The sequence below is a fragment of the Limnospira platensis NIES-39 genome, assembly GCF_026000695.1.
GTDB classification, from domain to species: Bacteria; Cyanobacteriota; Cyanobacteriia; order Cyanobacteriales; family Microcoleaceae; genus Limnospira; species Limnospira platensis.
This window is the reverse complement of record NZ_AP026945.1, coordinates 2327430-2340375: the sequence shown is the minus strand read 5'-3', so window position 1 is coordinate 2340375 and position 12946 is coordinate 2327430. Positions and strand designations below refer to the sequence as shown.

General features: G+C 44.6%; 14 protein-coding genes. 8 read left to right on the top strand and 6 right to left on the bottom strand.

Annotated elements, in window-relative coordinates:
* Positions 1 to 123: 123 nt before the first annotated feature.
* Positions 124 to 2187 (bottom strand): TolC family protein, encoded by a 2064-nt coding sequence (locus tag N39L_RS11420; RefSeq protein ID WP_014275270.1) that lies wholly within the window; start codon positions 2185 to 2187, stop codon positions 124 to 126.
* Positions 2188 to 2288: 101 nt separating this feature from the next.
* Between N39L_RS11420 and N39L_RS11415 the strand changes: the two genes are divergently transcribed.
* On the top strand, positions 2289 to 2471 hold the full coding sequence (locus tag N39L_RS11415; protein WP_006620152.1) for a hypothetical protein: 183 nt from the start codon (positions 2289 to 2291) through the stop codon (positions 2469 to 2471).
* A gap of 76 nt (positions 2472 to 2547) precedes the next feature.
* A complete protein-coding gene (locus tag N39L_RS11410) occupies positions 2548 to 2997 on the top strand; it encodes a helix-turn-helix domain-containing protein (protein WP_434221620.1) in 450 nt (149 codons plus the stop codon).
* 70 nt (positions 2998 to 3067) lie between these two features.
* Here the strand turns inward: N39L_RS11410 and rimM are convergent, their stop codons facing one another.
* The gene (gene rimM / locus N39L_RS11405) at positions 3068 to 3706 is read right to left on the bottom strand and encodes a ribosome maturation factor RimM (protein ID WP_006620150.1); all 639 of its coding nucleotides are present in this window, start codon (positions 3704 to 3706) and stop codon (positions 3068 to 3070) included.
* A gap of 76 nt (positions 3707 to 3782) precedes the next feature.
* Here rimM and N39L_RS11400 point away from each other — a divergent pair, with 76 nt between their 5' ends.
* The 5 genes from N39L_RS11400 to eno all read left to right on the top strand — a co-directional run bounded on the left by N39L_RS11400 (position 3783) and on the right by eno (position 8568).
* Complete coding sequence (locus tag N39L_RS11400; RefSeq protein WP_014275269.1) at positions 3783 to 5120, top strand: tetratricopeptide repeat protein; 1338 nt, start codon at positions 3783 to 3785, stop codon at positions 5118 to 5120.
* 31 nt (positions 5121 to 5151) lie between these two features.
* Positions 5152 to 5685 (top strand): hypothetical protein, encoded by a 534-nt coding sequence (locus N39L_RS11395; protein ID WP_006620148.1) that lies wholly within the window; start codon positions 5152 to 5154, stop codon positions 5683 to 5685.
* 2 nt (positions 5686 to 5687) lie between these two features.
* Positions 5688 to 6089: a ribosomal maturation YjgA family protein gene (locus tag N39L_RS11390; RefSeq protein ID WP_006620147.1), complete on the top strand. Its 402-nt coding sequence runs from the start codon at positions 5688 to 5690 to the stop codon at positions 6087 to 6089.
* 168 nt (positions 6090 to 6257) lie between these two features.
* A complete protein-coding gene (locus N39L_RS11385; protein WP_006620146.1) occupies positions 6258 to 7265 on the top strand; it encodes a 2-hydroxyacid dehydrogenase in 1008 nt (335 codons plus the stop codon).
* A 28-nt stretch (positions 7266 to 7293) separates the two neighbouring features.
* Positions 7294 to 8568, top strand: a complete 1275-nt coding sequence (gene eno, locus N39L_RS11380; RefSeq protein ID WP_006620145.1) for a phosphopyruvate hydratase — start codon at positions 7294 to 7296, stop codon at positions 8566 to 8568.
* A gap of 55 nt (positions 8569 to 8623) precedes the next feature.
* On the opposite strand, the gene N39L_RS11375 is transcribed toward eno, so the two are convergent.
* From N39L_RS11375 to rsmA, 3 genes are read right to left on the bottom strand one after another with little or no spacing between them, the layout of a single operon-like run.
* Positions 8624 to 8992 carry a DUF3082 domain-containing protein gene (locus N39L_RS11375; protein WP_006620144.1) on the bottom strand — a complete coding sequence of 123 codons (369 nt, stop codon included), beginning with the start codon at positions 8990 to 8992 and terminating at the stop codon, positions 8624 to 8626.
* 35 nt (positions 8993 to 9027) lie between these two features.
* On the bottom strand, positions 9028 to 9975 hold the full coding sequence (ispE, locus tag N39L_RS11370; RefSeq protein WP_006620143.1) for a 4-(cytidine 5'-diphospho)-2-C-methyl-D-erythritol kinase: 948 nt from the start codon (positions 9973 to 9975) through the stop codon (positions 9028 to 9030).
* A gap of 41 nt (positions 9976 to 10016) precedes the next feature.
* Entirely contained in the window at positions 10017 to 10841 is an 825-nt protein-coding gene (gene rsmA, locus N39L_RS11365) for a 16S rRNA (adenine(1518)-N(6)/adenine(1519)-N(6))-dimethyltransferase RsmA (protein WP_014275266.1), read from the bottom strand.
* Between the two features lie 689 nt (positions 10842 to 11530).
* On the opposite strand from rsmA, the gene N39L_RS11360 reads away from it, so the two are divergent.
* Entirely contained in the window at positions 11531 to 11749 is a 219-nt protein-coding gene (locus tag N39L_RS11360) for a DUF2949 domain-containing protein (protein ID WP_006620141.1), read from the top strand.
* Positions 11750 to 11835: 86 nt separating this feature from the next.
* Here N39L_RS11360 and N39L_RS11355 read toward each other — a convergent pair whose 3' ends face one another.
* Entirely contained in the window at positions 11836 to 12942 is a 1107-nt protein-coding gene (locus tag N39L_RS11355) for a pyridoxal-phosphate-dependent aminotransferase family protein (protein WP_014275265.1), read from the bottom strand.
* Between the last annotated feature and the right edge of the window lie 4 nt (positions 12943 to 12946).

The window sequence follows — 12946 nt, the reverse complement described above, 5'->3', positions numbered from 1 at the left end:
TGACAGAGATTTTGTTGTGATCAGACAAGGCTTTGAGGAAAGGAAGTTTCCCAAAGTGTCTACCAAATAATCTGTATAATCTGTTTTTGGGGAAACCGACATCCTTGGACAAGTGAATTGCAGTTAAGGTTGATCTTGAAGGATATTATCGGGGAGATTGCTAACAAATCGCCTCAATTGAGCCAGAGCGCGGTTATAACCAATAATTGCTCTGAGCAACTGGTTTTGGGCGCGAGTGAGGCTAGTTTCTTGGTTAATGACATCAGTTTGAGTACCGACACCAGCTTGGAAACGGAGTCTAGCCAATCGGAGAGCTTCTGTAGCCTCCTCAACGCCTAGGTTAGCAACTCCAATGTTCTCAAAACTAGCTTGTAGGTTAAAGAAGGCTTCCTCAATTTCTCGGCGGATTTGGTTGCGGGTTTGGGAAAAGCGTTCTTCAGCGATCGCTATACCCAGCTCCTGTTGTCTAGCCCTAGACCTAGCGGCACCCCCATCAAAGAAATTCCAACGCAACTGCAATTGAACATTATAACCATCAGCCCAACCCTGAGCCGCAAAGCGATTAGCGTCATCAGAAAGCTGTCCAAGAACGTTATAACTAGCGGAACCAGTTAAATTAGGTCGAGTGGCAGATAAGGCCTGTCTGCGTCTTTCTTCAGCTAAATTACGGTTAACTAACTGTGTTTCCAATTCGGGGCGATTCCGATAGGCGAGGATGATAGTTTCATTGAGGGTAAATTCCCAAGTTCCCGCCAAGGATATCGGGTCTGCTGCCACTAAATTGACATTTTGACTGACATTTAATAGGCTAGCGAGATTGCGCCGAGATGTTCTCTGGCTGCTAATGGCGTTAGTCAAATCCTGCTGGGTGCTGGCGAGGGTAACACGAGCCTGTAAAACCTCAAAGCGGGTACCCACCCCAGCGCGTTCGAGGGCTTCTGCATCCTCCAAACTTTTTTGAGCGTTGCGAACTGCGGCGCGCTGAATTTCGACTTCCGCATCGGCTGCTTGTAGGTTGTAGTAGGTTTGGGCGACGTTAAGATAACTTTCCTCAATCACCCGTTCTAGTTCTAACTCTGCGGCTCGCAGTTGCTGTTCGGCTTCTCTAATTCGTGCGCCTCTAGCTCCATTTAAGCCAAAATCATATTGAATTTGCAGGGAGTTATCAAAGCTGGTAGAGCCAAAGGGGATTTGAAAGGGGGTTGTGTCAACTTCGCCTCTGGCGGCGGCTTGGCGACGTTGATTGCGAATCCGACGATTTTGGGCGCGGGTGGATATGGTGGCTCCTGCTGTTTCCGAACGGGTCAAGCTGGAGGTGAATGATAGGGAAGGGAACAGTTCTGATTGAGCAACTCGCAACCCCGCCAGATTTTGATCAAGCTGGAGTTGTAGAACTTGGATTTCTGGGCTGTTGCGCCGCACCAAATCAAATGCTTGTTCTAGGGTAATGGGAACGGTTTCTTCGATTTCTACTTCCCCAGGTTGGGTAGGAAAATACAGGGGGTTAGTGCTGGGTAAAACTATTGAAGGTGGTTCGGTGCGTAAGGTTCCATCTGGATACCTTTGGGGGTATGGCTCGGTAGGGGGTGTCAAGTCGGGGATTTGAATTTCTGGTGTCTCTACTTGGGACAGTTGTACTGGTGGTGTGGGATTATTTTCGATCGCCGATTGAGTATGAGAATTGTCACTGATAGCCACTTCTTGTGAGGGGCTGTCGGAAGATACCTCTGTGGAGAAGTTTACATCAGTTGAGGGAGCGATCGCGTCATGGTTAGGAGACTTGGCCTGATATTTTCCGGGTAAGTCTACTGATTCTAAGGCGATCGCATCATGGTTAGGAGATTTGGCCTGATGTTTGACCAGGTTCGGGGGGGTTTCCATGAACCCACCGCCACTCAAGGCTTCTCCCATTGTGTGATTTAAAGACAATTCTGGAGTTGGTGTGTCAATTTGACCAGCTACAAGGCTGGTGTCGTTAGGTTTATGGTCAGTAATGGGGGTTGGTTCAAGTTGTGAGGCTACAAATTTGGTTGGTTTGTGCTTGAGAGTTGATTCTTGAGTTAGGGGATGGTCAGATGATCTATCCTGGGACTCAACAGGCGAAGGCACTGCTTCTCCCTGCCCAACATTGAACAACACAATTGTTCCACTCACTCCCACAGCCATCAAATAGCGAAGAACAGGCATAATTTTTTCAATATAGTCAGTCTGCAAGTCCAGAACTCATTTTAAAGCAAGGTTGAAGTATTGCTCGAAAATGCCCAAATTAATTGCCATTTTGGGGATTGATGGTAATTTTCACAGGCCTGGGGGCGTTGTCAGATGGGACGCTGAGGGGTGTTTTCATGAATGCGATCGCTTTTGGCAATCAAAATCTCCGTATTTTTACGGACATCTTAGCAGTGATTGGTGTTAAAAATGCGAGAAATGTCCGAGAAATTACTGTTGGTGTTTGTGGGAATTTATCTTAACCTAAATATAAGGGCTGCCCATTAGTTCCCTGTCAGCCTGACTACGGCAAAATTGCTCCATCCCACACCTCTTATGATGATTAAACCCATGTTGCTATCAGAAACAAATTTACAGGATATCCCGCAACTGCTGCGTCAACTCCGGGAAGATTTGGAGTTGTCCCAAGCTGAACTGGCGCAATTTCTCGGAGTATCCCCACAAACTATTAACCGCTGGGAAAATGGACATTCTCAACCTTCGGCAATCTCGATTAATTTGATGCAAAATAAATTAAGTTCTTTGGATGCTATCAAGGATATCAAAACTGTTAAGGCTAATTTATCACAGCCCAGTAATGGTCTGCGACAGGCTGATGTAGCCCGCATTCTTAATGTTTCGTTTCAGCGGGTACAGACTATTAGGAAGCGACATTACATAGAATTCACCTGGGATAATACTATTGATGCTTGGGTTACATCTCGCGAAGAAGTACAGCGCTATATTGACAATAAAGGGAAGCGTCGGAAACGCACAATTGATAATTAATAAATTGCCCATAGCCATGGAGACCAGGCTTGTTTTGTCCCCGGTATTCCCAGATAGTATTGGAGGGGGGCTATGTTTGGGATTCGATTAAGCCTTGGGGAGGGGTGATTTCCAAACGGCGATTCTGTAAATCTACAACGGGGACGATCTCCTTAACAAAGGGAATTAATAAGGTTTTGGGCTGGTTGGCTTTGGTTTGGAAATGGCGCTTGCGTCGTTTGTTTTTGGGAATGTTCTGTAGTTTAGCTTGGCGTTGAGTATCGGCGGCGAGGTCTTCTGAGGTGGGGGTAAAATTTAACTGTACCTCTAACAAGTCATTTCCGGCGGGGATGACATCAATTACTGTACCGATTATGTCTTGGGTGTCTTGATTAAAGACTTCTAACCCAATCAGGTCTAATACATAAAACTCATTATCCTCTAAATAGGGGCGATCGCCCTCTTGAATGAATAGACGACTATCCCGCAAGGCTTCGGCTTCTTCCCGGGTTTCGACCCCTACCATTTCAATAGCATAGAGTCCTTTTCCGGGAATAAACCTTCCCCCCAGAAGTTCTACGGGTGATGGTTCATTTTGTCCGGGTTTTTGTAGCCAGCGGGTTCCGGGTTCGATAAATCTTTCGGGAAAGTCGGAATTCGGATATACCCGCATCTGGCCATCTAAACCCTGAGCAGCTACAATTTTACCAATTTCGATCCAATCAGACATTTGGACAGTCTCCTGAACCTCGACACAACACATGATAAGATTTCAGCATTTTAACCCAGTATTGGCTTAGTAGCTTATGACGCGGAGTTCTCGACAAGTCCCCATTTTCTCCCTCGCGGGGGGAACTATCAAGCATCCTATCGCACCACAACAAGCTAGTTTAGCTCTAATTCCGATTTTACTATCTTTGGGAACCACTACAATTTTTGTGGAACCTCTACAGGGAGACGGGTCTAGGTCGGGTTCGACTATTGTAGCTCAGGCGGTCACTGGGTCGGACTCGGAATTGCGCGATCGCGTTCAAACTGAGGTAGATAGTTCTTTTCGTCGGACTCTGGCTTTATTGAATTTAGTGCTAGTGTTCTTATTTTTGTTGCCAACTATTGCGGGGGTGGGAGTCTGGTTTTTGCTGGCTAAGTTGACGGATCAAGTATTTATTGTACAGCAAGAAATTGAGAGTCTCAAAGCTGATGCTATTGGTCAAATTCAGGAGAGTATTAATGAGGCTCGCAATACTCTCTATCAATTGGAACAAAATACTACTAAGGCTGATGAAGCTATTGAGAGTCTCAAGGTGCAAACTATGATTCAAGTCCCGGAGTCGGAGACTGAGGATTCCCTAGTGGCGGAAGTATTGGAGACTCCCGAAAAGGCGATCGCTAACAATTCCTCTGGGGTATCTGATGATTCTAATTCTGAGACTTCCGAGAGTTCTGAGACTTCCGAGAGTCTTGAGACTTCCGACAGTTCTGAGGATTTAGTTAATAGTGCTAAGGAAAAAGAACCGGAAACACCTAGTCGCGATCGCATCATAGCTGAGGCTCATGAGCTGGCTAAACAGGCAGAAAAGTTATTTTTGTCAAATCAATTGGAATCGGCAGTTGCCGCCTATAATCAGGCGTTAAAACTGGAGCCAAATTTGGCTGAGGTTTGGAATAATCGAGGGGTTGTGTTAACCAAACTCAAGCGCTATCAAGAGGCGATCGCATCCTATGAAAAAGCTATCCAAATTCGCACAGACTATCCTGATGCTTGGAGTAATCGTGGGGTGGCTTTAGGGAAACTTAATTATTACCAAGCGGCGATTTTTTCCTATGACCGGGCGATTGCTTTAAAACCCGATTATTTAGATGCTTGGAATAATCGCGGTCAAGCCTTGATGAATTTGGAACAGTATGATGAGGCGATCGCTTCTTATAATCAGGCTGCTAAAATTCGTCCTAATTTTTATAAAATCTGGTACAATAAGGCTCGTTGCTATGCCCTCACGGGGAATCGAGAATTGGCGATCGAAAACCTTCAACGAGCCCTGCGGATTAACCCAGATGCCGTGCAAAAGTTTGCTCAACAAGAACCTGATTTTGCGGGCATTTGTCAGGAACAAAAATTTCAAAAATTGCTGAACACTAAATAATTAAATTTAGGTATTGGGAGGGTTACATACCATGATAAATTTGAATAAAACCTATCTCTATATGGTGGCAGGATGGCTATTATTGATGGGTTTTTCGGGGGTATCATCCGCAGCTATACCGTCAGCAATTCCGGAGCTAAACCCGACAAAAATCGGGGCGCAAAATCCCTCTTTTATTAACCGTTATTCGGCGAATCAACGCTCTTTAATCCAGAAAGAAGTTAACCATACCAGGAAACGGTTAAATCCTTTTTTGAATACATGGATATTGATAGCTGTGTTAATTCCTAGTACCATATCAATCACAATTTTGGTCTGGTTTTTCCGACAAGCACAACAGGTTAAAGCCTGTTGCCAAAACCTAGAAGCCTATAAAGAAGAAATCCTGGAACAGATTAGATATATGACCGAAAATGCTCAGGATATTATTGATGAACTTGATGCTACTGTCAATCTTAGCGAGGTACAAATAGAGGTAATTGCATCCCAGATTCAATCTTTATCTATTGAGGATGGCAGCAACTCTGCTTTTACTGTGGAAACCGAAAATTTAGAAGTTAAATAATCATGAAACGCTATCGCTTAATAATCTTGATGTGTTTAATGATTGTGATTCCCATTGGCTGGTTTAGTAAATTTTATAGCGGGCCATTTGATGGGTGGATTAACGATTCCGTATCCTCGATATTTTATGAGATGTTTTGGGTGTGGTTAGTGGTATTAATCTGGCCGCATCTTTCCCCGATATCCGTAGGGGTGGGGGTATTTCTTGTTACCTCAATTTTGGAATTTCTGCAATTGTGGAATCCGCCAATTTTAGCTATGATGCGATCGCATATTATCGGCAAACTCCTATTAGGAACTACCTTTGATTGGTGGGACTTTCTTTATTATGCTATAGGCTGTATCTTGGCGGCTTTAGTATTAATTACTGTCCGAAATAAGATCGGACTGCAAAATCATCACTAATACTATCAAGATTTGCCTACAAAATTTATGATCAATAGACATTTTCTTAATCTTTTTTTAAGTTCAATGCCTTGACCTATCCCATATAATACGGTCAAGCAAGCAACCAAGTTAAGGCGATCGCCTGGTAAGCTAGTAGGGACAAGTTGAAGAGGTTGATAATTGACCATGAGAGTTGCTGTTTTTGGTAGCCAGCCCTACGATACTAAATTCTTTGATGCGGCGAATGCCCAAGGAGGAAGTCCCCATGAGTTAGTTTACTTTGAAACCAGGTTAAGGGCGAAAACCGCCTCCTTAGCCGCTGGTTTTCCGGTTGTTTGCGTTTTTGTGAATGATGAAGTAGATGCCACCACCCTAAAAACCTTAGCAGCCAATGGCACTAAATTAATAGCCCTGCGCTGTGCTGGATTTAATAATGTTGACCTGAAAACAGCAGAAGAATTAGGTATTTCTGTAGTTAGGGTTCCGGCTTATTCACCCTATGCAACAGCTGAACATACCGTGGGTTTAATCCTTACATTAAACCGGAAACTGCACAAAGCCTATAACCGAGTCCGGGAAGATAACTTTACCCTCAATGGTTTACTAGGTTTTGACTTACATGGTAGTACCGTGGGCGTGATTGGCACGGGAAAAATTGGGATGATTTTCGCGCAAATTATGCACGGTTTTGGCTGTCATCTTTTGGGTTATGATGCCTACCCTAACGATGATTTTATCAAGTTAGGAGATGCCCGTTATGTAGATTTGCCGGAACTGTTTTCACAGTCAGATATTATCTCTCTGCACTGTCCCTTATTACCAGAAACCCATCACATTATTAACCAAAATGCGATCGCTCAAATGAAGCGAGGGGTCATGTTAATCAACACCAGTCGCGGGCCTCTGGTTGATACAGTTTCTGTCATTGAAGGGATAAAATCCGGGATAATTGGCTACCTAGGAATTGATGTGTATGAACAAGAGGAAGCATTTTTCTTTGAAGATTGGTCTGATGAAATTATCCAAGATGATACATTTCAACTACTCCAATCTTTCCAGAATGTTGTGATTACAGGTCATCAGGCATTTTTTACCCAAAATGCCTTAACTGCCATTGCCGAAACCACCATGGCGAATATTAGTGAATTTGAGGAAGGCAAACCACTAACCAACGAGGTTAAACTACCTCATTAACCAATCTTAATCCATTAAGGAGAAATTCATGTACATTGACGAAATTATTGCTGGCGAAATTCTTGATTCTCGTGGTAACCCCACCGTAGAAGCGGAAGTAATTTTAGAGGACGGAACCCGTGGGAGTGCCTTAGTTCCCTCTGGGGCTTCAACGGGAGAAAAAGAAGCGGCAGAATTGCGAGATGGAGACCCGAAACGCTATGGCGGCAAAGGGGTTCTCAAAGCTGTTGAAAATGTCAATAATCGTATAGCCCCGGCTTTAGTGGGTATGGATGTCACCCAACAGCGGTTAATTGATTTAACCATGATTGAACTGGACGGCACACCCAACAAATCCCAAATGGGGGCTAATGCAATTCTAGCAGTTTCCTTAGCCGTAGCGCGCGCGGCTGCTAATTACTTAGGAATTCCTCTATATAGGTATTTAGGAGGCAGCAACGCTTGTATATTGCCCGTTCCTTGCATGAATGTAATTAACGGTGGGGTTCACGCGGACAATACTGTTGATTTTCAAGAGTTTATGATTGCTCCCCATAATGCCCCCAATTTTGCGGAATCTATCCGTATGGGTGTAGAAACTTTCCACAGTCTTAAATCGCTGTTGCAAAAGAAAGGATTAAGCACGGGAATTGGCGATGAGGGTGGATTTGCGCCTAACTTAAAATCTAATGATGAGGCGGTTGAGTGTATTTTAGAGGCGATTACGGCGGCGGGATATAAGCCAGGGGAGGATATTTCCATCTGTCTCGACCCAGCCACTTCGGAATTGTGGAAAGATGGTAAATATCTGTTTTTCAAATCAGATCAATCTACTAAGACTCCTGAAGAAATGGCGGAATTGTGGAAAAGTTGGGCTAATCAATACCCGATTATTTCCATAGAAGATGGTATGGGAGAAAATGACTGGGATGGTTGGAAGGTGCTAACTAATTCCATTGGCGATAAGGTTGAACTGGTGGGGGATGATTTATTCTGTACCAACCCGGCTATTTTAGCGGAGGGTATTCAAGCCGGAGTTGCTAATTCAATTCTGATTAAGGTTAACCAAATTGGTACTTTAACGGAAACTTTAGATACAATTGAGTTGGCGAAAAAACATAATTACAAGTGCTTTGTTTCCCACCGTTCAGGTGAAACGGAAGATACTACTATCTCGGATTTGGTGGTGGCAACTTCCACAGGTAAAATCAAAACTGGTTCGGGTTGTCGCGGTGAACGGACGGCTAAATTTAACCAACTGCTACGCATTGAACGGGACTTAGGAAAGGCTGCTAAGTTCGCGGGTCGGGCTGCGTTTGTGTAAGGTATAATTAAGGCGAAATAGGTGGAGACAAAGGTTGTCCTGTCTCCACTGTTCGCTATTTTTGGGAGGCGGAATTTTTGTGAGTTAATCGGACAAATAAGACTTGGACGGTTAGGGCTAATAAACCCAAAGAGGCAATGGTAAAGACTCCGGTAACTAAGGCAGCACCACCAATTACTAAGGTGCGGATGGCTATGGAAAGTTGCAGGGCGGTTTGATTATCGGAATAGATGTTTTGGTTGGCAAAAGTTTGAGCGATCGCTGCTGTTAAGGAATACATGGCGATGGCAAAACCTCCAGCTAATAATCCTCCCATCAGCACCTGAAAGGGGTTGACTGATGATAAATCGGGGGATGAATCACGGGGAGAATTATCACCGGAATTAGAAGTAGAAATTGATGATTTTTCAGGCATATTAGACATAATTGATTGATGAACTCTCAAAAAAATCGGCAAGTTTAAGATGCAGCCAAATGAATACCTGTGGAGATAAATTTAGTAGTCCACAATAATAAATTCTGATTAGCAATTTGATTTTGGACAGCATCGGAAACCCGGTCAGCTTCCGCCTGACTCTCGACTAAAGCGAATACGGTGGGACCGGAACCAGACATCATCGCGCCTAAAACTCCTTGGGTGATAAAGGCATCTCGCAGGTCTGCAACTTGGGGATATTCAGGTAAAGCGACTTTCTCTAAATCATTGTGCAACAACTGACCAATTTTCGCCCCATCACGTTTCATAATGGCTGCTACCATAGGTCCTGAATGCACCCGCTGCTGACGACTTTTCAGATCATCGGCTTCAGAAATGTATGAACTGCTGAACTGCTGGCGGTAGGTTTGATAAGCCCAAGGGGTGGATATGGCGATATTACGGAACTTAGCGAGAACCACATATAAGTTATCTAAATTCAGCAAGGGTGATAGTACCTCTCCCCGTCCGGTAGCTAGGGCTGTTCCGCCACTGATACAGAAGGGAACATCAGAACCAATTTCAGCGCCTAGGGTTTGTAGTTCATCTTGGGTTAAACCGAGGTCCCAGATTAAATCTAAACCGACCAACACCGCCGCCGCATTGCTTGAACCGCCGGCTAGTCCGGCGGCTACGGGTATTCGTTTGTTAATTTCGATTTCGATACCGCCATAACGCGCCATCATATCGGGGAATTGTTTAACCATCAAGGCTGCTGCGCGATAGGCGAGGTTACTATGGTCGTTGGGGAGGCTGGGGTCGTTGGAGCGAATGGTAATGGCATCTATACCAATAGGGTTAATGGTAATGCGATCGCTTAAACTGATAGTTTGCAGGACCATAGCGAGTTCGTGGAAACCATCGGGGCGCGATCCGATAATTTCTAAATACAAATTAATCTTGGCGGGAGCAATTAGGGTGACAGAACGCATTAGTAGTAGTGTAAGGTAACACAAAGCAAGTTTATCATTGATTATTGGGGGGCTAATAGCAAATTACTGAGTTGAACCCATTGTTGTAGGCTGAGGTCTTCTGCGCGGACTTGGGGGTTGATGTCTAATGTTTCGAGGAGTTGGTTTAATATTTGGGGTTCTACCTGGCTTTTGAGGTTATTGCGTAACATTTTCCGACGGGTAGAAAATCCTAATTTAACTAGGGTCTCAAGAAGTTGGGGGTTTTGGGCGGGGGATGCTATGGGACGAGGACGCAGGCGGACTACGGCTGAATCGACTTTAGGGGGCGGATAAAAGGCTTTGGCGGGGACATGACAGATCCAGTCACATTCGGCTAAATATTGGACTCTGACTGATAGGGCTCCAAAGGCTTTGGAGCTGGGTTTAGCACAAAGGCGATCGCCTACTTCTTTCTGTACCAGTAGCACGATCGCATCAAAGGGTTTAAGGGCGGGTTTAGCAATAGTTCCCAGTAAGCCTTCGATGATTGGTCCGGTAATATTATAGGGAATATTGGCGACTACCTTATTGGGGTGTTGGAATTGGGGAAATGCGCTCAGGTGTGCATTTAGGTCGAAGCTGAGGATATCTCCTTGTAGCAATAGGAAGTTATCGATTTTGCCAAATTTTTTGGCTAGTTGAACACAAAGATCGCGGTCAATTTCGATGGCTACTACTGAGCTGGCTTTGGGAAGTAAGCGTTCTGTTAATATACCTGTTCCTGGTCCAATTTCCAAGATGCGATCGGCCAGAGATAGATCAGCCGCTTCTAGGATATGGTTAAGGGTCGCAGGACTGCGTAGCCAATGTTGAGCAAATCGTTTCCGAGGTTGGGGAGAGGGCATAGTTAAGGTAGGTCCAGAGTATAGAACTGATAATTTGGCTCAATTGCATCAAATTTTACAGAAATCTGGAAGCGGAGATAAAATTTTTACCCAAATTCAGATTTATGTGATATGATACCGTTCCTAGTAGATTGTTTTGTTGGCTTTTCCGTCAATAGTTCAGATCTACGTTAGGTGTGAGAAGCGAGCGGAAGTCCTGGCTGTCCTCAAGTAGCAGCAATAAGCTGTTGTCACCAGAGGTCTGCTCGAGTTGCGCTTCAATCCACAAATTAAGGATGGTCAACTCATTATATGCACGCTTATTGGTGAATGATTCTATTGATTGATAGGGTCTAACTTCTGTTAGGGATATGGTTTAAATATCCGACTGAATCAATCAACGGAACCCGTAGCAGAATCAACCGCTTAATTCGGTTAGTTTGTGGAGCGGAAGATATCAAGATCCTGCTAGTTCACCAATAAAAGTCCGCCGTGATTTTCAAATCTTGCGGAATTTAATTAGAGACCGATGTAGGTTCGTAGCAGTGAGGCTGAGGGTACTGGTGGGCTTTTACCCCTGGTGCTAAGGGGTGGGTATGTTTGGCGCTACTTGCTTAATAAACATTATAGAACAGCCATAGATTTGGATTTCTTTGGGAAGTCAACAGACAGATCGGGTGGTGTCTACTATCTAGGAGGTGAAACTAAAATTGACAGCTAAAAAATATGCACAATTTCTGGATTTTTTAACAGAAGAATTATCAATTTCCCAGGCTTCTATTGAGGCGGCGCAGAGGGTACATAAGAAGTCAGAAGAGAAACATAAGTATCCAGATCCAAGTCCCCTATCGATGACACTTTGGCAATATGGACTTGTGACCCTTGAACAACTTGAGAAAATCTTTGATTGGCTGGCAACAGCTTATTGATGATCAAAGCAGAAACGGGGTTTCTAGGTTTTTGATGGTCTAACCAAGATGGCCCTAGAAACCCAGTTTCCGGCTGGGAAGGTGCTTTAACTGTTAACTGTCAACTGTTGGAGGGTAGTTTCTAAGGCGGCGATCGCACAGAGAATATCGCGATCGCAAACAAAACCCAAATGCCCAATACGGAAGATTTTACCTTTGAGGTGGTCTTGTCCTCCAGCCAAAACGATATCAAACTGTTTTCGCATGATAGAGCGCACCTTTTCCGCGTCTATAGACTCAGGAGGGCAAACGGCAGTTATAGCGGGACTAGCAGCATGATCGGGGGCAAATAGGGGCAAATTTAGGCCTTTGATGGCATCCCGTGTCATGGTCATTAAGCGATGATGACGGCCAAAAATATTATCTAACCCCTCGGCTTTCATCATTTGCAAACTCACCTGGAGAGCATAAAACAGATTAACCGGGGGGGTAAAGGGGTTAGTATTTTTAGCGGCAGTTTTCCGGTAGGGTCCTAGGTCGAAGTAATAGCGGGGTAGGTCGGCGGTTTTGTAGGCTTCCCATGCTTTGGGACTGACAGAGACAAAAGCTAGTCCTGGGGGAATCATATAACCTTTTTGGGAACCCGAACCTACCACATCTAATCCCCATTCATCAATAGGAAGATTAACAGCGCCTAAACTGGTGACTGCATCAACAATAATTAAGGCTTCCCCGTGGTTTTTGACGTGGCGGTTGATGGTTTCCAGGTCATTGAGAACCCCGGTTGAGGTTTCGCTGTGGGTGAGGATGACTGCTTTAATTTGCTTTGAGGTGTCGGCTTCGAGGACTTCGCGGAATTTTTCCGGGTCTAGGGGTTGTCCCCATTCGGCGGAAATGATTTCTACATTTAATCCGTATGCTGTAGCGACTTCCGCCCAGCGATCGCCAAATTTACCATTACAACCACATAAAACGCGATCGCCACGTTTGAGGAAATTAATAATTCCGGCTTCCATTGCGCCAGTCCCGCTGGCGGTGAGGATTAAGACATCATTTTGGGTTTGGTGTAGCCATTTGAGGTTTTCTTGTACCTCGGCCATAATTTGACTAAAATCACCGCTGCGGTGTCCTATGGGGTGTTTAGCCAAGGCGAGTAATGCTTTTTCGGGTACTGGGGTAGGTCCCGGAATCATCAACATTAACTTATCATCCATTGCG